At 41.7% G+C, this 26,873-nt stretch carries 25 protein-coding genes; 11 read left to right on the forward strand and 14 right to left on the reverse strand.

Translation table 11 applies throughout. The features are described from left to right. Window positions 1-131 precede the first annotated feature (131 nt). On the forward strand, window positions 132-947 hold the full coding sequence (gene yaaA / locus G399_RS0112085) for a peroxide stress protein YaaA (protein ID WP_006015483.1): 816 nt from the start codon (window positions 132-134) through the stop codon (window positions 945-947). Window positions 948-1,051: 104 nt separating this feature from the next. Here yaaA and G399_RS0112090 read toward each other — a convergent pair whose 3' ends face one another. From G399_RS0112090 to G399_RS0112105, 4 genes are all read right to left on the reverse strand, one after another. Then, a complete protein-coding gene (locus G399_RS0112090; RefSeq protein WP_006015486.1) occupies window positions 1,052-1,519 on the reverse strand; it encodes a DUF4426 domain-containing protein in 468 nt (155 codons plus the stop codon). Between the two features lie 14 nt (window positions 1,520-1,533). Next, window positions 1,534-2,076 carry a YggT family protein gene (locus G399_RS0112095; RefSeq protein ID WP_006015489.1) on the reverse strand — a complete coding sequence of 181 codons (543 nt, stop codon included), beginning with the start codon at window positions 2,074-2,076 and terminating at the stop codon, window positions 1,534-1,536. A 17-nt stretch (window positions 2,077-2,093) separates the two neighbouring features. After that, entirely contained in the window at window positions 2,094-2,915 is an 822-nt protein-coding gene (gene proC / locus G399_RS0112100; RefSeq protein ID WP_006015492.1) for a pyrroline-5-carboxylate reductase, read from the reverse strand. A gap of 74 nt (window positions 2,916-2,989) precedes the next feature. Beyond that, window positions 2,990-3,679, reverse strand: a complete 690-nt coding sequence (locus G399_RS0112105) for a YggS family pyridoxal phosphate-dependent enzyme (protein ID WP_006015494.1) — start codon at window positions 3,677-3,679, stop codon at window positions 2,990-2,992. An 86-nt stretch (window positions 3,680-3,765) separates the two neighbouring features. On the opposite strand from G399_RS0112105, the gene G399_RS0112110 reads away from it, so the two are divergent. Together G399_RS0112110 and G399_RS0112115 are read left to right on the forward strand one after the other, a co-directional pair. Continuing rightward, entirely contained in the window at window positions 3,766-4,809 is a 1,044-nt protein-coding gene (locus G399_RS0112110) for a type IV pilus twitching motility protein PilT (RefSeq protein ID WP_006015497.1), read from the forward strand. Between the two features lie 19 nt (window positions 4,810-4,828). Then, entirely contained in the window at window positions 4,829-5,944 is a 1,116-nt protein-coding gene (locus G399_RS0112115; RefSeq protein ID WP_006015500.1) for a PilT/PilU family type 4a pilus ATPase, read from the forward strand. Window positions 5,945-5,996: 52 nt separating this feature from the next. Here the strand turns inward: G399_RS0112115 and G399_RS22035 are convergent, their stop codons facing one another. Next, entirely contained in the window at window positions 5,997-6,146 is a 150-nt protein-coding gene (locus G399_RS22035; protein ID WP_006015502.1) for a hypothetical protein, read from the reverse strand. Between the two features lie 277 nt (window positions 6,147-6,423). On the opposite strand from G399_RS22035, the gene G399_RS0112125 reads away from it, so the two are divergent. Further along, on the forward strand, window positions 6,424-6,759 hold the full coding sequence (locus tag G399_RS0112125; RefSeq protein ID WP_006015505.1) for a putative signal transducing protein: 336 nt from the start codon (window positions 6,424-6,426) through the stop codon (window positions 6,757-6,759). 17 nt (window positions 6,760-6,776) lie between these two features. On the opposite strand, the gene ruvX is transcribed toward G399_RS0112125, so the two are convergent. The 4 genes from ruvX to G399_RS0112145 are packed head-to-tail and all read right to left on the reverse strand — an operon-like array spanning window position 6,777 to window position 9,576. Beyond that, complete coding sequence (ruvX, locus tag G399_RS0112130) at window positions 6,777-7,196, reverse strand: Holliday junction resolvase RuvX (RefSeq protein ID WP_006015507.1); 420 nt, start codon at window positions 7,194-7,196, stop codon at window positions 6,777-6,779. After that, window positions 7,197-7,823 (reverse strand): YqgE/AlgH family protein, encoded by a 627-nt coding sequence (locus tag G399_RS0112135; protein ID WP_006015509.1) that lies wholly within the window; start codon window positions 7,821-7,823, stop codon window positions 7,197-7,199. Window positions 7,824-7,840: 17 nt separating this feature from the next. Next, a complete protein-coding gene (gene gshB, locus G399_RS0112140; protein ID WP_006015511.1) occupies window positions 7,841-8,788 on the reverse strand; it encodes a glutathione synthase in 948 nt (315 codons plus the stop codon). A gap of 59 nt (window positions 8,789-8,847) precedes the next feature. Further along, window positions 8,848-9,576 (reverse strand): 16S rRNA (uracil(1498)-N(3))-methyltransferase, encoded by a 729-nt coding sequence (locus tag G399_RS0112145; RefSeq protein ID WP_006015514.1) that lies wholly within the window; start codon window positions 9,574-9,576, stop codon window positions 8,848-8,850. Between the two features lie 397 nt (window positions 9,577-9,973). Here G399_RS0112145 and G399_RS0112155 point away from each other — a divergent pair, with 397 nt between their 5' ends. Then, window positions 9,974-10,792: a mechanosensitive ion channel family protein gene (locus G399_RS0112155; RefSeq protein WP_006015519.1), complete on the forward strand. Its 819-nt coding sequence runs from the start codon at window positions 9,974-9,976 to the stop codon at window positions 10,790-10,792. 103 nt (window positions 10,793-10,895) lie between these two features. On the opposite strand, the gene G399_RS0112160 is transcribed toward G399_RS0112155, so the two are convergent. Together G399_RS0112160 and metK are read right to left on the reverse strand one after the other, a co-directional pair. Then, window positions 10,896-11,708 (reverse strand): M48 family metallopeptidase, encoded by an 813-nt coding sequence (locus tag G399_RS0112160; RefSeq protein ID WP_006015521.1) that lies wholly within the window; start codon window positions 11,706-11,708, stop codon window positions 10,896-10,898. A 74-nt stretch (window positions 11,709-11,782) separates the two neighbouring features. After that, window positions 11,783-12,934: a methionine adenosyltransferase gene (metK, locus tag G399_RS0112165; RefSeq protein WP_006015523.1), complete on the reverse strand. Its 1,152-nt coding sequence runs from the start codon at window positions 12,932-12,934 to the stop codon at window positions 11,783-11,785. 515 nt (window positions 12,935-13,449) lie between these two features. Between metK and tkt the strand changes: the two genes are divergently transcribed. The 4 genes from tkt to G399_RS0112185 all read left to right on the forward strand — a co-directional run bounded on the left by tkt (window position 13,450) and on the right by G399_RS0112185 (window position 18,752). Beyond that, on the forward strand, window positions 13,450-15,444 hold the full coding sequence (gene tkt, locus G399_RS0112170; RefSeq protein WP_006015527.1) for a transketolase: 1,995 nt from the start codon (window positions 13,450-13,452) through the stop codon (window positions 15,442-15,444). Window positions 15,445-15,491: 47 nt separating this feature from the next. Next, the gene (epd, locus tag G399_RS0112175; protein WP_006015529.1) at window positions 15,492-16,505 is read left to right on the forward strand and encodes an erythrose-4-phosphate dehydrogenase; all 1,014 of its coding nucleotides are present in this window, start codon (window positions 15,492-15,494) and stop codon (window positions 16,503-16,505) included. A 44-nt stretch (window positions 16,506-16,549) separates the two neighbouring features. After that, a complete protein-coding gene (locus G399_RS0112180; protein ID WP_425304083.1) occupies window positions 16,550-17,704 on the forward strand; it encodes a phosphoglycerate kinase in 1,155 nt (384 codons plus the stop codon). Window positions 17,705-17,852: 148 nt separating this feature from the next. Then, entirely contained in the window at window positions 17,853-18,752 is a 900-nt protein-coding gene (locus G399_RS0112185; RefSeq protein ID WP_006015533.1) for a fructose bisphosphate aldolase, read from the forward strand. A 96-nt stretch (window positions 18,753-18,848) separates the two neighbouring features. Here G399_RS0112185 and ppx read toward each other — a convergent pair whose 3' ends face one another. From ppx to G399_RS0112200, 3 genes are all read right to left on the reverse strand, one after another. Next, on the reverse strand, window positions 18,849-20,378 hold the full coding sequence (gene ppx, locus G399_RS0112190; RefSeq protein WP_006015536.1) for an exopolyphosphatase: 1,530 nt from the start codon (window positions 20,376-20,378) through the stop codon (window positions 18,849-18,851). Then, entirely contained in the window at window positions 20,379-22,448 is a 2,070-nt protein-coding gene (gene ppk1, locus G399_RS0112195) for a polyphosphate kinase 1 (protein ID WP_006015539.1), read from the reverse strand. Between the two features lie 72 nt (window positions 22,449-22,520). Beyond that, on the reverse strand, window positions 22,521-23,024 hold the full coding sequence (locus G399_RS0112200; RefSeq protein WP_006015542.1) for a glycine cleavage system transcriptional repressor: 504 nt from the start codon (window positions 23,022-23,024) through the stop codon (window positions 22,521-22,523). 93 nt (window positions 23,025-23,117) lie between these two features. Here G399_RS0112200 and G399_RS0112205 point away from each other — a divergent pair, with 93 nt between their 5' ends. Together G399_RS0112205 and pstA are read left to right on the forward strand one after the other, a co-directional pair. Then, window positions 23,118-25,298 carry an ABC transporter permease subunit gene (locus G399_RS0112205; RefSeq protein ID WP_006015545.1) on the forward strand — a complete coding sequence of 727 codons (2,181 nt, stop codon included), beginning with the start codon at window positions 23,118-23,120 and terminating at the stop codon, window positions 25,296-25,298. After that, a complete protein-coding gene (gene pstA / locus G399_RS0112210) occupies window positions 25,291-26,826 on the forward strand; it encodes a phosphate ABC transporter permease PstA (protein WP_006015547.1) in 1,536 nt (511 codons plus the stop codon). Before G399_RS0112205 ends, pstA begins: the two co-directional genes overlap by 8 nt. Window positions 26,827-26,873: the final 47 nt, after the last annotated feature.

The raw sequence follows: 26,873 nt of genomic DNA on the forward strand, positions 1-26,873 counted from the left end.
CTAGATTACCGATTGTCGCGGCAACTGGCTATAACAGATTGTTTGTTTTTATATTATATTGTGAGGATATAGACATTTATGAAATTGACCCCATGTGTTATACAAGACAATAAAAAGGATAGAAAGTTATTATGTTAATGATCGTTTCCCCTGCGAAAAACCTTGATTTCGAATCTTCATTACCTACCCAAGACTTTACTCAACCTAGTATGTTGGGTGACGCTATAGCGTTGGTGAAGACCTGCAAAAAATTAGCGCCAAGCGATTTGGCTAGCTTAATGCACATCAGCGATAAGCTCTCAATATTAAATGCTGAACGATTTTCAAGTTTCACCACACCCTTTACGCCTGAGAATGCGCGCCAATCGATATTCGCCTTCAACGGTGATGTTTACACCGGGCTGGATGCAAAATCCTTAACCAAGGATGATATTCAGTTCGCGCAAAAACATTTACGTATTCTTTCTGGGCTTTATGGCTTGCTGCGACCACTAGACTTAATGCAACCATACCGTCTTGAAATGGGGACTAAGCTAGAAAATACGCGCGGTAAATCCTTATATGAATACTGGGGTAACTCGATTACCCAAGAATTGAATAAAGCACTTAAGGACGCTAGCGATCAAACTAATAAACTGGTGAATACTGATGCAGAAGGCAGTAGCATCCTGATAAATTTAGCGAGTAACGAGTATTTTAGTTCGGTGAAAAAGAAGCTTCTTGGCGCGACCATTATCACACCTCAATTCAAAGATGAGAAAAATGGAAAGTATAAAATCATCAGCTTTTACGCGAAAAAAGCACGCGGCTTAATGGCACGCTACATTATTGAGAATCGTATTACGTGTGTATCAGCACTGAAAGACTTTGATAGTGCCGGCTATCAGTATAATGATTCAGAAAGTACGGCGACAGAGTTAGTATTTAAGCGGGCACAACAAGCTTAGCGGTAAAATATACAAAAAAAGCGACGATTTATAATAGCTTAAATAGTCGCCTTTTTATTGCGATGTTAGCTCATCACGGTCTTAAATAATGTGTTTACTAGCCCCTAATCAACATACATCAACTGCTGTAATTCAAGTATTTGAGTTTGGTTACCTTGCTGGATAGTGATTTCAAAACGAAAACTTTCTTTATTTGCATGAGAGAAAACGGCTAAGTAGTATATAGCTTCTCCGTCTACCACTTTTTTGAATAATAACTTTTTGGTGTTGCCCAACAAATTTCGTGCCGTGCCTGTTACAGAAACATTTTGCGCTTTCTTGTCACCACTATCTAATACAGAAATATTAACGAATGAATTAAATTTGCTACGCACTATCGAGTTTGCTTTGGCTATTTGGGGAGTTAAAAACGAAGTGGCTAGTACAATATGATGCACCTCCCAGTTACCCAATTGAGTCTTCTCTTCTGCGCTAACTGTCGCTTGCATTAAAAAGGTAGCAATCAATAGCGCTAGGAACGCTAAGCCCCGATATGCTTTCATTGAGTACTGCGGATTGGCTGAATATCTCATAATTTTTCCTCTATTTACATTAAGTACGGTAAGTACTGACCGATTAGATCTAATGCAAATTGAATTGCTAAAATCAATACAAGAGGAGAGAAGTCTAAACCACCTAACGAGGGTAAGAACCGGCGGATAGGTGCCAACAAGGGATCCGTAAGTTGATGCAATACATAGCGAACTGAAGGCCCGACGTTAGGAACAAAACTAAGTATCATGTTGCCTATTAAGACAATGAAAAGTAACCAAAATGCACTCTTAAGTAAGCCAAATAGTACTAAAATAATAGTGGGTAGGACTGGGAACATTGAGTCAGTAAGTACAAAAAACACGATGAACTTGGTGAGAATAACTAAAAATGCAAACACAAAAGTGGCTGTGTCGAATTTGCCCAACGATGGAATAATACCACGCAAAGGGCCAACAGCAGGCTGGGTTGCCTTGACCACAAATTGACTCAAGGGATTGTAGAAATCAGCGCGCGCCCATTGTAGCCATAGTCTTGCCAATACAATCATGGCATAAGTATCGAATAACAGCGTAATTAAATTATTGAAGGCTAACATCTTGGATTCCGTTTAAGTTAAAGGTCAGACGACATTTTTACAGCTCTTGCAACAGCAGCCTGCATAGCTTTGCTTACAATCGCTTCTAAATTGTTTTCTTGGAAGGCAGTAATTGCCGCGTGTGTTGTACCACCCTTGGATGTAACTTGGGTTCTTAGTTCGCTTAATTCAAGGTCTGGATTGTGACAAATCATTTCAGCACTGCCCAGCATTGCTTGCTGTACAAGTACGCGAGCGTCATCACTGCTTAATCCCATTTGTATGGCTTCATCTTGCATCGCTTGTGCAAATAAGAAGAAATACGCTGGGCTGCTTCCGGCGGCAGCTATCACAATATTAATTTGGCTATCTTTTTCTACCCATAATGTTTTGCCAACATGATCCATGACATGCCCAACAAAGTCGCGATCAACTTGTGTCACTGAATCAGGGGCATAAAGTCCAGTCATACCTTTGCTGAGTGAGGACGGCGTATTTGGCATAGTGCGTACCACTTGATTATAATTACCCAGCATCTCAATTATACGGTCGGTGGTGATACCGGCCGCAATAGACACCATAATTTTTCCATCAATTGATGTTTTTTGGATCAAGTCTGCGCAAGTTGGGGCCATGATCTGTGGTTTAACTGACAGAATAATAACATCGCCAGCCTCGCACGCTTCTATGTTTGACTGGGTTGTGTTAATACCAAAATCGTTAGCTAAAGCCTCTAGCTTGGGCGTCGATGGATTTGATGCCGTGATTAGTTTGGGGTCATAACCGCCATTTACCAAACCGCTAATGATACTTCTGGGCATATTGCCCGCGCCAATAAAGCTTAACTTACGTGCTTGCATATTGCTCCTTCACATTTGTTATTAATTAATGAGTGTGCAGTCGATAGCACCAGCATTAAGCTACAGTGCTAAAATTAATCGCGAGCGCCAAAAATAGCCGTACCGACCCTAACTATGGTCGAACCGCATTCGATGGCTGCAGATATATCGCCACTCATACCAATGGATAGAGTATCAAATTGTGGATACTTTTGCTGGCATGTGGCAAATAAATCCTGCACTTTTTTAAAAGAGGCCAGTTGTTCGGATTTTACTTTACTCGCTTTTGGGATCGCCATTAAGCCTCTTATACTTAATTTGTTAAGTTTTTCGCAATCTGACAATAGCGGCATGAGGTCTTGCGGCAATACCCCCGCCTTTGTATCTTCGTCGTCTATATTAATTTGAATACAGATATTAAGTGGGCTGGCGTAATTTGGACGTTGTTCATGCAGACGTTTTGCAATTTTATAGCGATCTACCGAATGCATCCAATCAAAATTTTCTGCCACTAAACGGCTCTTGTTTGACTGCAGCGGGCCGATAAAATGCCAAGAGATATCAGTTAAGTGCTTTAGTTCAGCTATCTTGTCGACGCCTTCTTGGACATAATTTTCACCAAATGAACGGTGTCCGGCTTCATACGCAAGCACAATATCCGATACGGGTTTGGTTTTACTTACGGCTAACAATTCAATATTGTTCGCATCACGACCAGCCTTTAAAGCACATTGTTTTATTTGAGCACTGACGCTCAGGAGATTTTCGGCGATATGATTTGTCATAAGTTGGTTTCTCAAATTTTAGTAACACAAAATTAATTATTTATATCAGCGTTCGCATCAGCAACTACTTTTTGGAGTGACCCATAGTGGACATTAACGAACTTCTCGCTTTCAGTGTAAGCAATAGAGCCTCAGATTTACATTTATCTGCGGGATTACCTCCCATCATTCGTGTTGATGGTGAAATGCGTCGTCTCAATATCAACGAGCTAACCCACGAAGAAGTGCATGAGTTGATTTTCAGCATTATGAATGACAAACAACGCAAAGAATACGAAGAAAACCTCGAATGCGATTTTTCTTTCGAAATAAAAGACTTATCTCGCTTCAGGGTAAACGCCTTCATGCAAAACCGCGGTGCCGCTGCTGTGTTGCGAACAATTCCAAGTGATATCTTAACACTAGACCAGTTAGGTGCACCGGAAATTTTCAAACAAATAATTAATCAGCCGACCGGTATTATACTCGTTACAGGGGCTACCGGCTCAGGTAAAAGTACCACGCTGGCAGCAATGGTTGATCATATCAATACACACAAACGCGAGCATATTCTTACCATTGAAGACCCTATAGAATTCGTACATAAAAACAAGATGTGCGTGATGAATCAGCGTGAAGTTCATCGCGATACGCATAGTTTTAACAATGCACTACGCTCGGCATTACGTGAAGATCCTGATGTTATTCTAGTGGGTGAATTACGAGATTTAGAAACCATTCGTCTGGCAATATCTGCAGCGGAAACTGGCCACCTCGTATTCGGTACACTGCATACTAACTCGGCACCAAAAACGATTGACCGTATTATCGATGTATTTCCAGCTGAAGAAAAATCAATGGTTCGTTCAATGCTGTCTGAATCATTGCGTGCGGTAATTTCACAAACTTTATTGAAAAAAGTGGGTGGTGGTCGAGTTGCTGCGCATGAGATTATGATTGGTATACCCGCGATCAGAAACCTTATTCGTGAAGACAAAGTGCCACAAATGTATTCTGTGATCCAAACTGGACATCAGCACGGCATGCAAACCATGGATCAGTGTTTACAACGTCTGGTTGCTATGGGGGTTATTTCAGCCAACGATGCAGCAGCTAAGTCGATAGATAAATCACCATCCAAAGGTATGTAAGCAAAGCAGAGGATTAAGTATGTTAAGTTTACACCAGTGTTTAGAAGATATGGTTGTGCATGGTGCGTCGGATTTATTTATTACGGTAGGCATGCCAGTCAGCGCTAAGATTAATGGGCGTATGACGCCATTAACCGCGATGAATTTAACTGAGCCAGAAGCGCTCGAACTCGTGCATGATACAATGAGTGAAAAGCAACAGAAGGCATTTGTTGAAGAAAAGGAATGTAATTTTGCGATTTCGATCGAGGGTGTTGGTCGTTTTAGATGCAGTGCCTTTTGGCAACGCGACCAACCTGGCATGGTCATTCGTCGTATTGTCACGCAAATTCCAAATGCAGATGAACTGGGTTTACCACCCATTCTTAAAGACATTATCATGTCGAAAAAAGGCTTGGTGTTATTTGTTGGTGGCACGGGTACAGGTAAGTCAACATCACTTGCCGCTCTTATCGGCCATAGAAATCAACACTCTCATGGGCACATATTGACCATTGAGGATCCGATTGAATTCGTACATGAGCATAATAACTGTGTCGTCACTCAGCGCGAAGTTGGTATCGATACGCATACTTTTGACGATGCTCTGAAGAGTTCACTGCGTCAGGCTCCGGATGTTATCTTAATTGGTGAAATCCGCTCTATGGAAACCATGGAATATGCCATGTCGTTTGCTGATACTGGGCACTTATGCGTTGCAACTTTGCATGCAAATAATGCAAACCAAGCGATTGAACGTATAATGCATTTGGCCCCGCAAAACATGCATCAGAAGCTGCGTTTCGATTTAAGTCAAAACATTAGAGCAATTGTAGCTCAGCAACTAGTCCCGACCATTGATGGCAAGGGCAGAGTTGCTGCGATAGAGGTTCTGTTGAACACGCCCTTAGTGTCAGACCTGATCCAGCGAAATGAAATTGGGATGTTAAAAGAAGCGATGGTGAAGGGCAAAGAGCAGGGTATGCAGAGTTTTGATATGGCCCTTTATACATTATATAAAGAAAACCGTATTTCCGAAGAGCAAGCCTTGCATAACGCCGATTCTCCGAATGACCTACGTTTAATGATAAAGCTTGATAGTCAAGTGGGCAGTGGCCTTGGTAGTTTGAGCAATGTGTCGATAGACATGGGCTAGACAGTCTGAAAAAAGTCGCTGTTTGACTGATAGCATTTAATAAACCCCGCTCTTAGCGGGGTTTATTGTTTAGTTTTATCTGCTCTATTGCGCAGCATTGCTGGTCGCCATAGTAGTTATCTTTAAAGTTACACACTTGAATATTGTCTTTTTGTTTGATTAGTAATAGCCGTTGACTTAGCTGAATGATGATATCGTGCATACTGCGTTCCTTATTATTGTTAACATAAATTGCTATTCATACGCAAATGGCAGCCGCTGTCATTTACTTATATGTTTGTTGGGACAGAAGAATAGAGTGTATCGACAATCATTAAAAACGATAAAAACAAATCGTTCTAATCGGTTTTTAGGATTAGCTTGTTGTATTGCTAACAAAAGCACATAGTCATATTTTTCACCCACGATCCGTCTGCCATGCAATAGTGCGTTGATATAAGTAGATGTGAAAATGGGGATAATTTATCAAAGAGAATTTAATGCAGAGATTTTTTCGTCATCACGACCGCTTTCACGTCTATCAAGTCAAAAGTATTTTAGATGATGCTGGTATTCCTTGTTTTGTAAAAAATGAATTAGTACAAGGCGCTATTGGCGAAATACCGCCGATGGATTCTGAACCTGAAATTTGGCTCCAAGATAGCGAGTGGCAGTCTAAAGCACAAAAAATACTAGATAACTTTTATCAAGAACAAGCCGATATAAGCACCGACAATAAAAATGATTGGGCATGTTTGCATTGTGAACAAATAAATGAGTTTCAATTCGCAATTTGTTGGAAGTGCCAAGAACCCAGAGTCAAAGACACCTGTTGATGTTACTGCTGGGGGATTTAATATTGCGCGATAACCCAGCTTTCGTAAATTAAACAAGCTGAAACGCTATCTACTTTTTCTTTGCTTAGCTTTTTAAATCCGCCTAACTCAAATAAACGTGCTTTTGCATCTACAGTGCTTAAGCGTTCATCAAATGTATGCACTGGGAGACCGAACCGGCCATGTAAGCGATTGGCAAATTTTCGCGCGCGTTGCGTTATTTCTTGCTCCGTGCCATCCATATTCAATGGTAAGCCGACCAGCAGGTTATCTGGTTGCCATTCGGCAAACACATCCGCAATAGTTTGCCAATTTGGTATGCCATCATTTGCTCTTAATGCAAACAACGGTGACGCAGTTCCTGTTATTGTTTGACCAACCGCTACACCAATGCTTTTAACACCATAATCGAATGCAATGGTGGTATTGTTTTTCATTTAAGCATGACCGATTTCTTGAGTCAGTTGCCAAACATCCACACCTAATTTGTTAACAGCGGCTCGCCATTTTGAATGCACAGGTGTGTTAAACAAGAGATCATCATCAGCCTCTACGGTCAGCCATACATTCTCCTTTAGTTCTTGTTCAAGTTGTCCCGGTTCCCAGCCAGCATGACCAAGCGCAATAAGTGCTTTTTCTGGACCTAAATCGTTTCCGATAACAGCTAAAATATCTTTGGACGTTGTCACCATTATCGCGGGTGTAAGGGCGACACTAGAACTCCAGCCTGCTTGGGATCCATGCAAAATAAAGCCTCTATCTTGATGCATCGGTCCACCACAAAGTACGATTTGTTGGCTTTTGTTGTCTTCAACTATCGCGTGCTCATCGGCCTGCGAAATTAGCTCTCGAAACGTCATTGTTGAGGGGAGGTTGATAACAATACCCATTGCTCCTTCTGTATTATGCTCGCAAACATAAATAACAGTGCGCTCAAAAAAGCCATCTTCTAGAGAAGGCATAGCGACCAATAACTGATTTTTTAAGCCATTTTCTAATTTATTTTCCAAGCTATCTTCCACGCTATCTTCCACGCTATTTTCCAAGCTATTCACGCTTTTCATTTATCTTAACTACTTCCTTATTGAATTCGTTTTTCGATAGCATCAAATAAGATACCGCAAATGTTAATGTCATATGCGCCCTCTATTTCTTTCACGCACGTTGGGCTGGTAATATTAATTTCAGTTACTTTGTTACCAATGACATCAAGGCCAACAAATAACAAACCTTGAGCAGATAAATTTTGTGCTATTTTGTTAGCGATCGCAAAGTCCGATTCTGATAGGGGCTGAGGTCGTCCAGTTCCGCCTGCAGCTAAATTACCGCGCGTCTCGTTTTTCGCAGGAAGTCTGGCTAAAGCATAAGGAATAACCTGACCGTCGACAATCAAAATACGCTTATCGCCGTCTTTTATTTCAGGTAAATATTCTTGAAACATGGCATAGCGAGTGCCTAATTCCGTGAGTGTTTCAATGATGACACCTAGGTTATTACCATCTTCTTTTACTCTAAAAATCGATGCACCACCCATACCATCAAGTGGTTTACAAATGATATCTTTGTGCTTGGCGTGAAATGCTTTTATCAATTTATTGTTGCTGGTAACCAAAGTATCAGGAATAAGGTCTGGAAAGCACGAGGTAAATAGCTTTTCATTAAAGTCTCGCAACGCCGAGGCTTTATTGACCACTAAGCAGCCAAGATTTTCTGCTAGTTCGAAAATTTGCGTTGCGTACAAAAATTCACTATCAAAAGGTGGATCTTTGCGCATCAACAAGGTATCCAATTCACCCAAACAAATATCTTGCTCTGACTCGAACGTATACCAGTTTGCACTATCGTTTTGTACGCGCAGCTTTTTGCTAGTTGCACGAGGCTCACCATTTAAAATGTAAAGGTCACCCATTTCAATATAGTACAACTCGTACCCCCGTTTTTGCGCTTCAGTCAGCATAGCAAAACTGGTGTCTTTTTTGATATTGATGGCGGAAATTGGGTCCATCACAATGCCAAGTTTAATTGTCATAAGCTTTTTGGTCTCTTGTCTTTAGTGTATATGTTGTTACAGGGTCACTCAATTTCAAGCTACAGGTCACCAAATAATGCCTGCATTATAGAAATACTAGCCAAAGCGGCAGTTTCTGTACGTAAAATACGAGGGCCTAAATTAACCGAATCAAAGCCGGTTTGTTCACAAGTATATACTTCTTGTTCAGAGAGTCCTCCCTCGGGACCAATTAATAGTCTAAAACCATGCACAGGTCTGGTTAAGCTCGACATATATTTGCTACTGCCGGGGGTGAGCATAACTTTTTGCTGCTCTGTAGATTGACCTAACCATTTATTCAATGAGAGAGGCTGATGCAACGTTGGCAACACATTACGGCCCGACTGTTCACAAGCAGAGATAACTATTTTTTGCCACTGTTCGTGTTTCTTTTGCCATCTGTCAGCTGACAGTTTGACCGCACAGCGTTCGGTGATGACGGGAGTTATTTCGGTGACACCAAGTTCAACTGATTTTTGTAGTGCAAAATCCATTCTGTCGCCCTTTGATACGCCTTGAGCTAGGTGAATATGTAATGGAGATTCACTGCGCATTGACAGTTGCGAATTGACAATCGCAAGGACTTGCTTCTTGTTAATGCTCAATACTTCGGCACTGTATTCATTTCCATCACCATTGAAAAGCACAATGGGGTCAGCTTGTTTCAAGCGTAATACGTTATTGATGTAATGGCTGAGTTGCGAGTCGAGCTCAATTTCGTCATCAACTTGCAGCGGCAAAGGTGTGTAAAAACGGGAAATTCGCATAATAGTCATAATAACAAGGAAATAATCGCGCGATCCTATCACAACATGTTTATTAGCGATGTTTTTATAAATTATTTCAAAAGCGCCAACGTTTACTGTCGCAAATCCGAGTTCGCTAATTTAATCGCATTTGCTGCCATTGGCTTTGGGTGTTTGTATAATAAGGCATTACTACTAATATTGACCCTATTGTCATAAACACTGTTACCAATGAAATTCAATTATTAATACTCATCCTACTTCGATCAAAAAAACTCAAAAGGATGCATGTTGCAATATAGAACGGCTGCATTTTATTTTATTTTGTTTTATTTTAGATAAATGCTATTTTGCTGATAGTTTGCTATGCAATATTGCAAATAAAACTAAAAATAAAAAACCACATAGGATTCGTAAGATGTTTGATTTTACTCAAGAAGATATGATGAAGTACTTTAACGATTACATTATTCCATTGGCAATCAACATTGCCATGGCGCTGGTTATTTATGTAATTGGTAAGGTCATCGTTAATATTTTGGTGTCTGCTTTTGGGAAGGTAATGGCGAAATCGAAATATGATGAAATGTTGATCAATTTCCTTAAATCGATTATTAACGCAATATTAATGCTGTTCGTCATTATAGCCTCGCTTAATCAGTTGGGTATTAATACGACATCATTAGCCGCAATTCTCGCTGCTGCTGGTTTAGCCATTGGTCTATCCTTGCAAAGTTCATTACAGAACTTCGCTGCAGGCATTATGTTATTAGTATTCAGGCCTTTCAAAAAGGGCGATTTTATAGATGCAGGCGGTGTTGCCGGCTCAGTAAAAAGTATTGGCGTGTTCTCTACCATTATGAATACGCCGGACAATAAAGAAATTATTGTTCCAAATGGTAATATTTATAGTGGCAACATCATCAACTTCTCTGCAAAAGAAACACGTCGAGTAGACATGAAGTTTGGTATTGGATATGGCGACGATTTATTACTAGCCAAAAAGCTGCTAGAAGAAATGGTTGCAGCTGATGAGCGTATTTTGGCTGAACCGGCTCCTCAAATTGCCGTTGCTGAACTAGGCGATAGCAGTGTTAACTTTGTTGTGCGCCCTTGGGTTAATTCGAGCGATTACTGGGGGGTCATGTTTGACTTCACCGAAGCGGTTAAATTACGTTTTGACGCTGAAGGTATATCAATTCCATTTCCACAAATGGACGTGCACTTACACAAGTAAAATTGAATGCCATTAACTATAAAAATAAGGCCCGATGAAATGCCTCCCGAAAGCGCGATAGAACTTTCGGAGTGACGTCATCATAGGCCTTTTTAATTTCTAATTACTGCTGACAATTAGGTCGATTAGGTGCCGCTTTATATAGCGTTAAAGCCGCTTGCATGTTCGCTTGTAAATCTTCGATTCTGGTTTTTGGCGAGGGGTGAGTAGAAAAGAATTCGGGTTGTGACTGACCGCTACTTGCCTTCGCCATATTCTTCCATAACTCAACTGACTCTTGTGGATTAAACCCTGCCTTTGCCATTAATTCTAGGCCAATTTCGTCTGCTTCACTTTCATGGGTGCGACCGAATGGCATGGTGACCCCATACTGAAAGCCCAGTCCTAGACCCGTCATGATCAACTGACTACTGGCAACCTCGTTGGTTTGCAAAGCAACATTGACTGCTTCTTGACCAATACCAATTAAGGTGCTCTGTGATACACGTTCATTTCCGTGATGCGCAATTACATGTCCTACTTCATGGCCTATCACAGCGGCAACTTGATGCTGATTAACGGCAACGTCCAACAAGCCTGTGTAGACACCAATTTTGCCACCGGGCAGAGCGAAAGCGTTTACTTGTGCGTCATCAAATACAACGACTTCCCATTTGCCGCCGAATACATCTTTGGGCACATGCCGGGTAATACTGTCTGCAATACATTGCACATAATCGTTCTGGACCGGTTTATTTGACATCTTGATATTCTCTTTCATGCTTGAAAAGGCTTGAACACCCATTTCACTTAACTGAGATTCAGGAAACAACAGCATTTGACTACGCCCGGTTGGCGATGTTGCACAAGAAGCGATAGTCAATGTGGTGGCAATGGTCAAGGTTGCCAATGCGAAGCGATTTGATGTGAATGTCATACGATTTCCTTGTCAAAAAAATACCCCCAAAAGGAGGCATTCAATAAAATATATGCAATTACCTTAGGTAAGTACTATAACCCAGCTGCCTGCTTAAGGTCACCGGCTTTATCTGTTTTTTCCCAAGGAAAATCATCGCGTCCAAAGTGGCCATATGCAGCAGTGGCTTTGTAGATCGGGCGCTCTAAATCTAGCATCTTAATCAGTCCGTAAGGACGTAAATCGAAATGGTCTCTTACCAGCGCAGTCAGTAATTCATCCGATACCTTACCGGTACCGAACGTTTCAACGTTGATAGAGGTGGGTTCAGCCACACCAATAGCGTAAGAAATCTGAATTTCACAACGTTCTGCTAAACCTGCGGCAACCATATTTTTGGCCACGTATCTACCCGCATATGCAGCAGAGCGGTCAACCTTTGATGGGTCCTTGCCTGAAAATGCACCACCACCATGACGTGCCATGCCGCCATATGTATCGACAATAATTTTACGACCGGTTAAGCCGCAATCGCCCATTGGTCCGCCAATGACAAAACGCCCTGTTGGATTGATATGAAACTTTGTTTTATTGGATAACCACTGTGCGGGTAAAACAGGTTTTATAATTTCTTCCATGACAGCTTCACGAAGATCTTCATTGGAAACTGAATCACAATGCTGTGTGGAAAGGACAACCGCATCGATTCCAACCGGTTTATCATTTTCGTAAATGAATGTCACTTGGCTTTTCGCATCGGGTCTTAGCCAACTTAGTTTACCATTTTTGCGCAGTTCGGCTTGTTTTTGAACCAGGCGGTGAGCATAAGTAATGGGAGCAGGCATTAATACTTCAGTTTCGTTGCTTGCATAACCAAACATTAAGCCCTGGTCTCCCGCGCCTTGTTCTTCTGGTGATGAACGGTCAACGCCTTGATTGATATCGGTTGACTGCTTACCAATAGCGTTTAAAACAGCACACGAATTGCCATCAAAGCCCATATCCGAATGTGTGTAGCCAATTTCGTTCACGGTTTTACGCGCTAACTCTTCAATATCAACCCAAGCATTTGTATTGATTTCACCGCCAACTAACACCATGCCTGTCTTCACATATGTTTCGCAAGCGACACGCGCTTTAGGGTCTATTTCTAATATGGCATCAAGAACGGCATCTGAGATTTGGTCTGCAATTTTGTCTGGATGACCTTCGGATACGGATTCTGATGTAAATAAGTGACTTGCCATGAATTTTCCTATATTCGTTTCAGTACAGATACTCTTGTGCTCTATACTTTAATTCTAGTACAGCGAAAACGATTGATGTGTTAAAAACTATTTCAGCCCTTAACAATACCCAGCGACTTTGGCGCCTATCTTTACTTAATAAACGTGAATATTTGTGCATTTAATTTTAGTGATTTCTCTCTAAAAAGTGCATTAGTACCGGTTTAAAAAAGGTAGATATTTTTAGCTAATCAACTTTCGCGACTTTGTGGTCGTATTGTAGAGCAAATTTTGTATTTTACCAATATTTACTTCTAGACGTCTAAAAGTCTAACAACTCTAACGCTGTTTACGGCCTCAAGCGCAATTTGGATTTTATAAAACGGGATTTAGTCAAAAAATGCAGACACAAACGCCGAATAATGATTGAACAAAGTGGCCTACTGTATGAGAATACGCGTTCTATTTTGAGATTGCCTTCTATTCGAGGAGTTAGTCTAATACGCAATAAGTAATCGAAGTTTCTAGGAGAGCTCATGCCATCACGTCGTCATCTAGCCAACGCCATCCGTGCTTTAAGTATGGACGCTGTTCAAAAAGCGAAGTCAGGTCACCCTGGCGCACCAATGGGAATGGCAGATATTGCTCAAGTATTGTGGGCAGACTTCTTGTCGCACAACCCACAAAACCCTAACTGGGCAAACAGAGACCGTTTTGTATTGTCGAATGGTCATGGTTCAATGTTGCTTTATTCATTGCTGCACCTTTCAGGCTACGAATTGCCGGTTGAAGAATTAAAGCAATTTCGTCAATTACATTCCAAAACTCCAGGCCACCCAGAATATGGCTATGCACCAGGTGTCGAAACAACGACTGGTCCATTAGGGCAAGGTCTTACCAACGCTGTGGGTATGGCAATAGCTGAAAAAGTGCTAGGCGCACAATTCAATCGTGACGCGTTTGCTATCGTCGATCACCAAACTTATACCTTCTTAGGCGACGGTTGCTTAATGGAAGGTATTTCTCATGAAGCTTGTTCACTTGCCGGTACGCTAGGCTTGGGCAAATTAGTTGCGTTTTGGGATGATAACGGTATTTCCATCGATGGTGAAGTTGAGGGCTGGTTCAACGATAACACGCCTAAACGATTTGAAGCTTACGGCTGGCAAGTAATCAGTGGCGTTGATGGTCACAATCCGGAGCAAATTAGCGCGGCAATCGAGCAAGCCAAAGCGGATACAGCTCGTCCAACCTTAATTTGTTGCAAAACGGTCATTGGTTTTGGTTCACCCAACAAGCAGGGCAAAGAAGATTGCCACGGCGCACCACTAGGTGATGCTGAAATTGAATTGGTTAGAAAAGAACTGAACTGGCCATATGCGCCATTTGAAATTCCTGCTGATGTCTATGCCGGCTGGGATGCTAAAGCCAAAGGTGCTGCAGATGAAGCCGCTTGGGAAGTTTTGTTCGCTGGCTATCAGCAAGCTTATCCTGAGTTAGCGCAAGAGTTTATGCGCAGAAAAAATAACAGCTTACCTGAGTCATGGGGACATGAGTCGGCTAAATATATTCGTGGTTTGCAAGATAACCCAGAAAATATTGCAACGCGTAAAGCCTCGCAAAATACATTGAATGCGTTTGGTCCATTATTACCCGAACTATTAGGCGGTTCTGCCGACCTTGCTGGCTCTAACTTAACAATTTGGTCTGGTAGCAAAGGCGTCAGTAAAGAGGACGCATCAGGTAACTATTTGTACTACGGCGTGCGTGAATTTGGTATGTCGGCAATGATGAACGGCATTACTTTGTATGGCGGCTTTAAAGCTTACGGCGCAACATTCTTAATGTTTATGGAATACGCTCGTAATGCGGTCAGAATGGCTGCGCTTATGAAGCAACCTTGCATATTTGTGTATACTCACGATTCAATTGGATTGGGTGAAGATGGTCCAACGCATCAGCCGGTGGAGCAGGTCGTTTCCTTACGTGCAACACCTAACCTAGACAATTGGCGTCCATGCGACCAGGTTGAATCGGCAATTGCTTGGAAAGCTGCAATTGAGAGAACAGATGGCCCAACAACCTTAATATTTACGCGCCAAGGTTTGCCACAGCAAGCCAGAAATGCGCAGCAATTATCTGACGTAGAACGCGGTGGTTATGTATTAGTCGGCAGCGATGTTGTACCTCAAATTATTTTAATTGCAACAGGTTCTGAGGTGCATTTAGCGGTTGAGGCTGCAGCGAAGCTTCACGCTGAAGGCATACCAACGCACGTTGTATCAATGCCATGTACTGACTTGTTTGACCGTCAATCAGCAGAGTATAAAGAAACTGTATTACCCAGAGCCGTGACTAAACGAGTTGCTGTTGAAGCACTAGCCAAAGATACTTGGTACAAATATGTAGGACTAGATGGCGCGGTTGTAGGTATGGACAGTTTTGGTGAGTCGGCGCCTGCGAGTGACTTATTTACCTACTTCAATATTACTACAGACGCGGTTTATACCGTCGCAAAAGGACTGAAATAAGGTTTGAGATCCAAGTCTAATTTGTTCCGATTAAGGGGCGCATCATAATGTTGCGCATCGCAATAAATGGTTTCGGTCGTATTGGCAGAAATGTCTTGCGTGCACTTTATGAGTCTGGACGTAATGATCAAATTCAAGTTGTTGCCATCAATGAAATTGCATCGCCAGAGGGCGTTGCACACTTGTTGAAATACGATACTGCGCATGGTCGTTTTAAAGGCACCGTTGGCTATACAGACAAATGTTTACTTGTTCAGGGTGACAAAATTCCACTCTTTCAAGAAAGTCATATTGAAGATCTAGCATGGTCAAAAGTCGATGTAGATATTGTATTGGAATGCACTGGTGTATTTAGTTCCAGAGAGTCGGCCCAGCAACACATTAAGAATGGCGCAAAGAAAGTCTTGTTTTCACAACCTTGTGGACAAGATATGGATGCCACGATTGTTTTTGGTATCAATCATACAAGTTTAAAAGCAAGTGATCTGATTGTGTCGAATGGTTCATGTACTACGAATTGCATTGTGCCTATTATTCAGGTCTTAGATGATGCTTTTGGTGTCGAAAGTGGCACAATTACCACGATCCATTCATCCATGAACGATCAACCTGTAATTGATGCGTATCATTCCGATTTGCGTCGTACTCGCGCTGCCAGCCAGTCCATCATTCCTGTGGATACTCGCTTAGCGGTGGGTATTGAAAGAATTTTACCGCGCTTTGCAGGTAAATTTGAAGCAATTGCGGTGAGAGTGCCCACTATAAACGTGACTGCCATGGACTTGAGTGTCACTCTACGTGACAAAGTGACGGTTGGTGATGTTAATGGCGCACTCAAAAAGAGTGCGCATGGCGATCTAAAGCACATCATCGACTACACTGAAGAGCCACTAGTATCGATAGACTTTAATCATGATCCGCACTCTTCAATCGTCGATGGGACGCAAACAAGGGTGAGTCACATGCAACTAGTTAAAACATTAGTTTGGTGCGATAACGAGTGGGGGTTTGCAAACCGTATGCTCGACACGGCGCTGTATATGCATAAACTTAACAATTAATTTTTTAACACGTTTGAAAGGAGAAGTTTTTGACCATTCGTAAAATGCAGGAGCTAGACTTACAAGGTAAGCGAGTACTCATCAGGCAAGACCTAAATGTGCCTGTAAAAGACGGTATTGTAATCTCTGACGCTCGAATTCGCGCCTCTCTCCCAACCATACGGTTAGCCTTAAATAAAGGGGCAAGCGTAATGTTGATGTCTCATTTGGGACGTCCTACCGAAGGTGAGTCCGATCCTGCATTTTCATTACAACCAGTCGTAGATTATTTAAATAAAGCCTTGGATGGTGGTGTTGTTTTAGCTACTGACTATCTTCAAGGCTTAGATGCGTCATCAGCTAAAGTGACTGTGCTCGAGAATGTGCGCTTTAACCAAGGTGAAAAGATGGATGATGAGGCCTTAGCCAAGCAATATGCTGCTTTGTGTGATGTATTTGTCATGGATGCTTTTGGCACAGCGCATAGAGCCCAAGCATCAACTCACGGCGTCGCGAAGTTTGCTACCGAAGCTTGTGCAGGACCTTTGTTATCAGGTGAACTAGAGGCCTTAGGCAAAGCCTTGGATAACCCTGCGCGGCCATTGGTTGCGATTGTTGGTGGTTCAAAGGTATCAACCAAGCTAACCGTACTTGAATCATTGGCAAGCAAAGTCGACCAATTGATTGTAGGTGGCGGTATTGCCAATACATTTATTGCTGCACAAGGCCACAACGTGGGCAAATCATTGTGTGAGGAAAGCCTTATACCAGAGGCAAAACGCTTAATGCAAGCTGCCAAAGATAATAATGGCGAGATACCGGTGCCGACTGATGTAGTAACCGGTATTGCGTTTTCAGCATCGACACCGGCTACCTTAAAAGCGGTAAGTGCGGTTAATGATGCCGATATGATATTTGATATTGGGCCCGAAACCGCAAAAACCTTAGCTGCGATAATAAAGCAGGCTGGCACTATTGTATGGAATGGCCCCGTCGGTGTGTTTGAATTTGACCAGTTTGGTGAAGGAACCAAAGCATTGGCGATGGCTATTGCTGAGAGTGATGCTTTTTCTATTGCTGGCGGTGGCGACACACTGGCAGCCGTTGAGAAATACGGTATTGAAGATAAAATATCTTATATTTCCACTGGTGGTGGTGCATTTTTAGAGTTTTTAGAAGGTAAAACCTTACCGGCAGTTGCTATTTTAGATAGAGACTAACGTTGATCTTACTTGCTTGAGAACTTGCTTAAAGACGAGGTAAGGCCTTGATTAGCGAACGGATCAGAGAAGTGGTAAGGCCCATAAAATCAAGCTAACATAGCGATACTGAGCAAAAATAGCTCACAAACACGAAAAGGAGCGTTAGATGACAACTCAAGCACAACAAGACATGTTGGCAAAAGTAAAAAATGAAGTTGGCTTTATTGCCGCATTAGATCAAAGCGGTGGAAGCACACCTAAAGCGCTTAAGCTTTACGGTGTTGACGAGTCAGCATACAACAATGACGAAGAGATGTTCACTTGTGTTCATCAAATGCGTACTCGTATTATGACGAGTCCTGCATTTACAGGAGAGCGCGTATTGGGCGCTATCTTGTTTGAGAATACATTGGATCGTGATGTTGAAGGTCTATCTAGCGCACATTATTTATGGCAACAAAAGAATGTTGTTCCATTCTTAAAAGTCGACAAAGGCTTGGAAGACGAAGCAGACGGCGTTCAGTTAATGAAGCCAATTGCGGGGCTAGATGAGTTACTAGCAAAAGCCAATGCACAAGATGTTTTTGGTACCAAAATGCGTTCTGTTGTAAAACTAGCAAATAAAGCGGGCATCGACGCTATCATTGCTCAGCAGTTTGTCGTTGCTAAGCAAATTTTAGCTGCCGGTTTAGTGCCTATTATTGAGCCTGAAGTGGATATCAATAGCCCAGAAAAAGCACCAGCTGAAGTTTTATTAAAAGCTGCCATTTTGGCTGAGCTTGATGCCTTATCTGACGCCCAACATGTAATGTTAAAACTGACTTTGCCAGAGTCGAACAATTTCTATAAAGAATGTATTGAGCATCCAAAAGTGCTCAAGGTTGTTGCTTTGTCGGGAGGTTATTCCCGTGATAATGCTAATCAACGGTTAAGTGAAAACAAGGGCATGATTGCAAGCTTTTCGCGTGCGTTGACCGAAGGTGTGTCTTTTCAACAATCGGATGAAGCGTTTAACGCAACGTTGAATAATGCAATTGAAGGCATTTATCAAGCATCAAATACCTAAGCTATAAAAATCTAGTTTAGGACAAGCTCATTAGGTAAAAAGGGAACATTATTTATGTTCCCTTTTTTGTCATTAATGTTCAGCCTTAAAAGTTCGTTACTTTATACGAATATGCATGCCAGTGGCTTCAATATATTGGTTTTCTTGTTGTAAATCTGCGAGCAGTAGCGGTGACAAATCAAACCAGTTGTCGGGAAAACTGAGAATGATTTTTTGCTCAACAATTTCCAAACCAAATTCAGGTAGTTGGCTTTCTTGACGATTAATATTAAGCACAATACCCAATCGCAGCAGTACCAATAATTTAAGCACCACTGTTTCACTGTAGTTAACGAAGGAGGGTAATTCTGCTAGTTTTATTTTTTTGCGGTGGAAGCGAACTAAGGCTGCTAACAGTTTTTGTTGTTCTTGGTTAAAACCGGGTAAATCGCTTTGTTCAATAATATAACTAGAGTGACGTTGCACGCCGCGTGAGTTAATTTGCAGGCCGACTTCATGCAGCAATGCTGACCAACCCAATATATGGCGTAAATCTCCCATTTTGATATCCCAAGCGTCAGCAGCTTGTTCATAAATTTTGATACAAGTCCCCCATACTTTTTTAGCATACAGCGTGTCCACGTCATAACGTGTTGCTAGGCTTTGCGCAGTGCGTTCCCTGATATTTGTAGTCGCACCGCTATCATGCGCTTCATAAAGAACTCCTTCGCGCAATGCCGCGCCACTGACTTCCATCGCACTTAAATTCAAACTACGAAAAATAGCAATGAGAATACTCAGTCCTGCAGCAAAGACTTGTTTTCTATCTTCGGTCAAGCTGGGTAAGTTTAGTTGTTCTGAACGACCCACTTCACAGCAGGCTTGCATCAACTCATTTAAGCCTGCTTTAGTAATAGCGACGTCACTCTTACTTTGCGCCTGCGCAGTCAGTACCGAGCAGATAGAGCGAATAGTGCCGGATGCGCCAATATTCGTTTCCCATTTAAAACGTTTCAAATTACCAACAACTAATTCAATTTCTTGGCGAGCGCCAGTAATAGCGGCTTGAAATGCTTTTTTAGTAATAACACCGTCAGAAAAATAACGTTTTTGATAACTCACACAACCCATTTGTACGCTTTTACACATCATGGGAAGTAAGTGCTCACCAACCGCAAATTCTGTCGACCCCCCCCCAATATCGACCACTAATCGGTTACCTTCAGATTGCGTGGTATTGGCAATGCCGGTGTAAATTAAACGAGCCTCTTCAGGACCTGAAATAATCTCAATCGGGTAGGGGAACACCTTTCGCGCTTTGGATAAGAATACTTTTGCATTGCGTGCTTTGCGTAAGGTATGTGTGGCAACAATTCGAACATGCGAAGGTTCAAGCCCTTGCATACTTTCCGCCATACTTTGTAATGTTGTTAAACCGCGTTCCATTGCTTCGTCAGATAGAATATTTTTATCGTTCAAGCCTTCTGCTAATCGAACCTTGTGCTTTATTTTCTGTACCGTTTGCAATGACCCTGCAACGACTCTAGCAATAACTAAATGGAAGCTATTAGAACCAATATCTAAAGCAGCATAAAGGTTGATATCACGAGTTTTGACATCTTCAAAAACATTTTCTAGGGTCTGCAATTAAAGTGCTTCCTTTTTTGTGAGGTATTTATGTATTTCAATTTGTGAACGCAAGTTTTTGCGATTACCGCGTTTAACGTAATTATTGACTTGGTGCTCGTCAATGATGCGCGCCTTTAAGGTGTCTTTGAACTGGATATCGAGTAGGTCTTCTATCATTTTGATGGCGTCAGGATCGTAAACAGGGCAGCCAACTTCAACTCGATATTCCATATTACGCGTCATCCAATCAGCGGATGAAATGTAAACCCGTTTATCGCCGCCATTCTGAAATACCATGATGCGTGGATGCTCTAAGTAGCGGTCAACAATGCTAATGACTTCAATATTTTCACTTAAGCCTTTTACCCCGGGTATCAGTGCGCACATGCCACGAATAATCGCCCTTATTTTTACACCAGACTGACTGGCGTGATATAAGTTGTCGATCAATTCTTTGTCTACTAAATTATTGATTTTTAACGTTATTAGACCTTCGTGACCTTCGTTAACACGTTGGATCTCTTGTCTTATTAAGGATTGTATTTTATTTCGAGCATTAAGAGGCGAAAGTTGTAAGTGCTGAAACTTCATCTTTTTATACGGATTCTGGATCATGTCAAACACTTGAATACACTCTAAAGCAAGTTCTTGGTTGCAGGTAAATAGACTCAAATCAGTGTATATTTTCGCTGTCTTTTCGTTGAAGTTACCGGTTCCAAAGTGTGAGTAATGCTTCATTACCCCGCGTTCTTCTCGCGACACGACACAAAGCTTACTGTGAATTTTCACATTCGGGTTGCCTAATACAACCTTAATACCGGCGTCAGTCATACTTTTAGACCAGGCGATATTAGCCTCTTCATCAAATCGCGCTCGAAGCTCAACAACCACTGTGACACTTTTACCATTGTCGACCGCATCAATTAACGAGTTAACGATGCGCGATTGTGATGCAACGCGATAAATATTCAGTCGAATATGTTTAACTTGAGGATCGAACGCCGCTTGGCGAACAAATTCAGTGAAGTGCAAAAATTCATGGTATGGATAATATAAAAGAATATCTTTATCCGCGATGGCCTGAAAAACTGTATCGTGGGTTGAAAATGATTTGTTAGAAATCTCGGGTAATGTTGGGTTTTCAAGATAGCTACGGCCAACGTTTGGAAAGCCAATAAAATCTTTAAAGTTACGATAGTGACCCGCGGTCTGAATAGTGTCCTCCGAGGAAATTCTTAAGCGTTTGCGTAAGTCTTTGATCATATCATCGGGCATACCATCGTCGTGAATAATCCTGACGGGCTCAGCAATAAGGCGTTGCTTCATACCTTCAGACATTTTTTCTACATAGCTTTCATCAATTTCATCATTAATTGAGTACTCGGCGTCTCGAGTTATTTTAAATGAATAGGCGTCAGCGGAATCAAATTTGACAAAACCGGTGAAAATATCAGATAGGCAGAGTTTAATAAGATCATCAATTAAGATGATCTGTTTTTTCATTTTGGTTTTTTCAGGTGGCAGTACAACAAAGCGACTAATGGCATTGGTCGGTATTTCCACAACCGCATATTTGGTATTTCGACCTTCTCTGCGTAGGGCAACATCGAGATACACTGAGCTATCATTTAAACGCTGGATCAAATGCCCTTTGCTATCGAGCAATATCGGCGCAACGTGCAGTAGTACCTTGCTCTTAAAGTACTTACGAGCCCAAATGAGTTGACTTTCGCTCAACTCTGGATGGCGAAGAATATGAATATTGTATCTTCTTAGTGTCTTCGTAATATCACGGTGGATGGCGTCAAAGCGCTTTGATAAATGATGTACTTTATCTTGGATGCGTTTTAGAAGTGATTCAAAAACCAGTGCTTGTTCTTCATTTCCATCATTATGAGAAATCGTGATCTGGCGTTTTACGTCTGCAAAGCGCACACGATAAAACTCATCCAAGTTGTTTGAATAAATGCCTAGAAAGCGAATACGCGCAATAATCGGGTTATTTTCATCCGCCGCTTCTTGCAGGACTCGCTCATTGAATGACAACCAGCTAAGCTCTTTTGGGTAGTAAAGTTCTCTTTCGTTCATTATTACTCTTTAAATACTTGTGTAAACGAATGCGCAAACAGACACTTTAATGGTTCAATATGACACGCATTGTTACGCGCTTTCAATTTCTACCATTAAGTCGTCGGTGATATCTTCTATCGCTAATTTAACATTATCTAAATCCATTTGGGGTGATACTGAAATAATAACTTTTGCAGTAAATAATGGGCTGCCCCAATTAGGCGCACTTTCACACTGTGTGGTCATTTCGATAATATTAATGTCAAAGGTTTTTAAGGTAGAGGTAATGTCACTGACAATTCCTCTTCTATCGTTGCCGGTAACTAGAATAACTGCTTTTGCATCAAGTACGATTTCATGCGTATTAGAAGGCTGTAAAGTGATATGTAAATGCGTAAGTTGATGGCAAGCGTGCACTAATTCATTGTGCTTCTCTTGCGGCAGCATCACTTCGATAAAGCCAGCAAATTGCCCCGATAAGTGGCAAAAGCTACTCTTAAGCCAATTACCTTCGGCATCCATAATACATTTGGCGATTGCGTCAACTAATCCGGGTTTGTCTTTGCCTATTAATGTGAGTACCATAACTTGCATAACAGAATTTGCCTTAACTATTGATTTGTCTTGAGTATAGTGCTTTAGTAGACTGAAGTCATTCCGTGTTTTCTACCCAATTTAATATTCCAAATGAACCAGCAAGAACAACATCAATTTAACGCCCGTAGATTTCGCAAAGACTGGATAACGCGCAAAGTCGTGACGGGTTTCGGTTGGCTGGTATTAGCCACTTTTTTATTAATTATTTGGCATATTTTTAGCAACGCCTACCCTCTATTTAAATCACCCAATTTAGAATTAAAGAGCACTTCGCTGCTTGCACAATCAAGCCAATTGTCGGGCATCGTAGAGCTCAGCTCAGGCACTCATTATATGGGTGTGGATAAATGCGATCTCATTTTGCTAAATAAACAACATTTAGATAATGAGCAGCTTGGCTTTAGCGAAACCAAGCGCTTTCCGTTTTCTTGCCAACATCAAATTCTTTTTCTTGAAAAAGGCGATTTAACCTATGTAGGTGTTATTACCCCAAATCATTTATTTGAGCTGTATAAGTTATCTTACGAAAAACAGCAATATAGCCTGATACTCGAAAGTTCTATCGGGATAAATGCAGAAATGAGTGATCGTCGTAAAGTGTCTGACAGCGATCTGTCTGAGCATGCTCTAGCTGACCAAAAACAGGCATGGCAGTTTTCAAAATCCGGCAACTTTGTGATGTTAACTCAGTTCCAAAATTCAAGCCTCAGCACTTACTGGTTTGATAAAAAAAAACCCGCCGCGTTTCAACATTATATATATGAAGATATTGAACAATATCAAGCCATACCAAGGTCAAGGCAACTGCTAACAATATCGAAGAATATAATGTCGCTGGTGGACACTGAAAATAACGTAATTGATCGACAGTTATTATCTCGTGATGTAATGCGTATTTTTTTATCCTCAAGTCAGCGCTCTTTCTTCACTCAAGACCGACAACATGTTTTAAGTAAATGGATAATGCTAAACGAACAAGGGAGTTTTGTTTTTCGCCACAACGAGACGGATATTAGTGAATTAGATGGACCCATCGAGCATATGGCCTTCGATACTGATTCTAATGCCGCGGTGGTTGTCTCGAAAATCGGTAATATCGCTTTTTTAAATCGAATGACAAATGAAATGTTTCGAGTACAAGACTTAGGGCTACCTGGGATAGGCCTGCAATGGTTCGGTGCTCGTCTTTATGTATTCGAACGCCATAAAATGCACTCCCTCGAAATTCAAAATTTGCAAGGCATAACTACGCTTAAAAGTCTTTTTTCAGAAGTATGGTACGAGGGTTATGAACAACCAGCTTACGTTTGGCAAACCAGCAGTGCTTCTGAAAATTATGAAACCAAATTCAGTATTGTGCCTTTGATTGTGGGCAGTTTAAAAGCGTCTTTTCTGGCTCTGTTTGTTGCCATCCCACTTGCCTTGGGTGCAGCCATATACACATCATATTTTGCTGATCCTGCTGTGCGCCAATACCTCAAACCTGCAATAGAAATGCTCGAAGCGGTACCCTCGGTTGTAATTGGTTTTATTGCTGCGGTTTGGATGGTGCCAATAGCTGAAGAGTTCTTGCTGTCTGTCATTTTATTTATTGTGTCTCTTCCTATATTGCTGGTTACCGCGGCACTGTTACAATCAAGAGTGGCAACGGTGTTAGAAGACAAGTTTGACCGCCGCTGGGAAATTCTTGTTATTATTTTAGCCGTCGTGCTACTAGGCTTATTTTGTTTTTCTCTCAGTGACGTGTGGCGCTTTATGTTGCTTGGCAGCGCTGAGGTTGGCGAACAAAAAGACAATATATTGAATATATCGAAAACCACGATTGTGGTTGCCATTGCATTGGGTGTGGCTATTTCACCGAGTATCTATTCGTTGGCTGAAGATGCATTGTTCGAAGTGCCTGAAAGTATCAAACAAGCCTCGTTTGCGCTGGGGGCAACCAAATTACAAACGCTGCGCCGAGTCATTATTGCTGTTGCAATGCCAAGTATTCTTTCTGCCGTTATGTTGGGTTTTGGTCGCGCATTCGGTGAAACGATGATTGTGCTGATGGTCACCGGTAATACGCCTATTAGTGACTGGAATATTCTTGAGGGTTTACGTTCAATGACAGCAAACTTAGCAATAGAACTGCAAGAATCAAGTGTCAACAGCACCCATTTTAATACCTTATTTTTAACCGCAAGTATTTTGTTCATCTTTACCTTTATTGTTAATACAGCGGCTGAAATTTTGCGTAATCGTTTGCGCAAGGTATATACCGATGCGTAAATTTAGCGCTCCTGAACAACAAACAATTTCTAGCTTTGCGAGCGGCTTAAGTGCAGCAATTTTGCTAATTGTATTAATGAGTTTAGTGCTATTTATTGTGCTAAAAGGCTCAGCTTATTTTTGGCCATCGCAGGTTTTTAAAGTCACCACCTATGATACGCCAAACAGTGAAGTCAGCGTGTTTGTGCCCAGTTCTGTTAATATTGACGAATTTAATCAAGCATTAAGCGATAAACTCGATGCGCAGTTTTCTAATTCAGCCTTGCCCATGCCGCTCATAGTTGTTGAAAAAGTCGATGCGGTTTATCAGATAAGTTTGAATTTAGGCGCCATTCAGTACGGAAAATTCCAACAGGTTAATACGCCTAATAGCGAACGTTATCAGCTTGCAGAGTTAAATGATGTGGTCGCTGATGTGGCCATTTTTCAAAATCAACTGCACGATATTCAAACTAATTATTTAACAGTATTGCATCGTAAAATTGCACTATTGAATCAATCCGGTGTGGGTGAGGAAGCGCCAGCGCGTTTGAAAGAACTAGAACAGTTTACTTACTGGCAGCAAAAAGCCGAAGCCTTGCGTCACAAGCTAGCTTCTTATAACCTTATTTTTATTGATGCAGCAGGCCAACCTTTTGATGTTCTGGTGAAAGATATTGACCATCTTTTCCAACCGAATGTGATGAGTCTGTTTGATAAAATTTCATATAGTGGCAATAAGATAATAGAATTTGTTTCAGAATCTCCCAAACAAGCATCCACCAGTGGCGGTGTTTTCCCAGCGTTGTTTGGCACAGTACTAATGGTTTTATTAATGGCTGTTATCGTCGCGCCGTTTGGTGCCATGGCGGCTATTTATTTGCACGAATATGCGCCCAATAATATGACCACATCGGTGATCCGGATCTGCGTCAGTAATATGGCTGGTGTACCGAGTGTGGTGTATGGTGTATTCGGCCTCGGTTTTTTCGTGTATACCTTAGGCGGCTCTATTGACTCACTGTTGTTTAGTGATGCCTTGCCATCGCCTACATTTGGCACTCCTGGCTTGTTTTGGGCTGCACTGACCATGGCATTATTAACTTTGCCGGTGGTGATTGTTTCTACCGAGGAGGGCCTGCGACGGGTTCCAGAAGGGTTGCGAGCAGGTAGTTATGCGCTAGGCGCAACTAAAGCCGAAACTATTTGGAAAACGGTACTTCCGTTTGCTAGCCCGGGTATAATGACTGGCGTTATTTTAGCTATAGCTCGCGCGGCTGGTGAGGTCGCCCCCTTAATACTTGTCGGCGCGGTAAAGTTTGCGCCTAGTCTGCCAGTGGATAGTGAATTTCCGTTTCTACATTTGGAGCGTCAGTTTATGCATTTAGGCGTGTTCATTTATGACGGTGCATTTCATAATCAAACAAACACGCAAGGCTCGTCAATGATGTTTGCAAGTTGTATGTTGCTGCTGATAATCGTTTTCATCTTAAATTTATTTGCTATTATCGTGCGTAATAAATTGCGCGACCGATATGTGCGTATTTAGTCCTCGCGTTCTTGCTACAGCAGGGCTCGTAGTATAAATAGTTATAG

This window comes from Brumicola pallidula DSM 14239 = ACAM 615, from assembly GCF_000428905.1.
In the GTDB taxonomy this organism is placed as follows: Bacteria; Pseudomonadota; Gammaproteobacteria; order Enterobacterales; family Alteromonadaceae; genus Glaciecola; species Glaciecola pallidula.

Excerpts from the sequence above, each read along its gene's own strand:
- yaaA (WP_006015483.1), top strand. The coding sequence starts at position 132 with ATGTTAATGATCGTTTCCCCTGCGAAAAACCTTGATTTCGAATCTTCA.
- G399_RS0112090 (WP_006015486.1), bottom strand. The coding sequence starts at position 1,519 with ATGAGATATTCAGCCAATCCGCAGTACTCAATGAAAGCATATCGGGGC.
- G399_RS0112095 (WP_006015489.1), bottom strand. The coding sequence starts at position 2,076 with ATGTTAGCCTTCAATAATTTAATTACGCTGTTATTCGATACTTATGCC.
- proC (WP_006015492.1), bottom strand. The coding sequence starts at position 2,915 with ATGCAAGCACGTAAGTTAAGCTTTATTGGCGCGGGCAATATGCCCAGA.
- G399_RS0112105 (WP_006015494.1), bottom strand. The coding sequence starts at position 3,679 with ATGACAAATCATATCGCCGAAAATCTCCTGAGCGTCAGTGCTCAAATA.
- G399_RS0112115 (WP_006015500.1), top strand. The coding sequence starts at position 4,829 with ATGTTAAGTTTACACCAGTGTTTAGAAGATATGGTTGTGCATGGTGCG.
- G399_RS22035 (WP_006015502.1), bottom strand. The coding sequence starts at position 6,146 with ATGCACGATATCATCATTCAGCTAAGTCAACGGCTATTACTAATCAAA.
- G399_RS0112125 (WP_006015505.1), top strand. The coding sequence starts at position 6,424 with ATGCAGAGATTTTTTCGTCATCACGACCGCTTTCACGTCTATCAAGTC.
- ruvX (WP_006015507.1), bottom strand. The coding sequence starts at position 7,196 with ATGAAAAACAATACCACCATTGCATTCGATTATGGTGTTAAAAGCATT.
- G399_RS0112135 (WP_006015509.1), bottom strand. The coding sequence starts at position 7,823 with ATGAAAAGCGTGAATAGCTTGGAAAATAGCGTGGAAGATAGCGTGGAA.
- gshB (WP_006015511.1), bottom strand. The coding sequence starts at position 8,788 with ATGACAATTAAACTTGGCATTGTGATGGACCCAATTTCCGCCATCAAT.
- G399_RS0112145 (WP_006015514.1), bottom strand. The coding sequence starts at position 9,576 with ATGCGAATTTCCCGTTTTTACACACCTTTGCCGCTGCAAGTTGATGAC.
- G399_RS0112155 (WP_006015519.1), top strand. The coding sequence starts at position 9,974 with ATGTTTGATTTTACTCAAGAAGATATGATGAAGTACTTTAACGATTAC.
- G399_RS0112160 (WP_006015521.1), bottom strand. The coding sequence starts at position 11,708 with ATGACATTCACATCAAATCGCTTCGCATTGGCAACCTTGACCATTGCC.
- metK (WP_006015523.1), bottom strand. The coding sequence starts at position 12,934 with ATGGCAAGTCACTTATTTACATCAGAATCCGTATCCGAAGGTCATCCA.
- tkt (WP_006015527.1), top strand. The coding sequence starts at position 13,450 with ATGCCATCACGTCGTCATCTAGCCAACGCCATCCGTGCTTTAAGTATG.
- epd (WP_006015529.1), top strand. The coding sequence starts at position 15,492 with ATGTTGCGCATCGCAATAAATGGTTTCGGTCGTATTGGCAGAAATGTC.
- G399_RS0112180 (WP_425304083.1), top strand. The coding sequence starts at position 16,550 with ATGCAGGAGCTAGACTTACAAGGTAAGCGAGTACTCATCAGGCAAGAC.
- G399_RS0112185 (WP_006015533.1), top strand. The coding sequence starts at position 17,853 with ATGACAACTCAAGCACAACAAGACATGTTGGCAAAAGTAAAAAATGAA.
- ppk1 (WP_006015539.1), bottom strand. The coding sequence starts at position 22,448 with ATGAACGAAAGAGAACTTTACTACCCAAAAGAGCTTAGCTGGTTGTCA.
- G399_RS0112200 (WP_006015542.1), bottom strand. The coding sequence starts at position 23,024 with ATGCAAGTTATGGTACTCACATTAATAGGCAAAGACAAACCCGGATTA.
- G399_RS0112205 (WP_006015545.1), top strand. The coding sequence starts at position 23,118 with ATGAACCAGCAAGAACAACATCAATTTAACGCCCGTAGATTTCGCAAA.
- pstA (WP_006015547.1), top strand. The coding sequence starts at position 25,291 with ATGCGTAAATTTAGCGCTCCTGAACAACAAACAATTTCTAGCTTTGCG.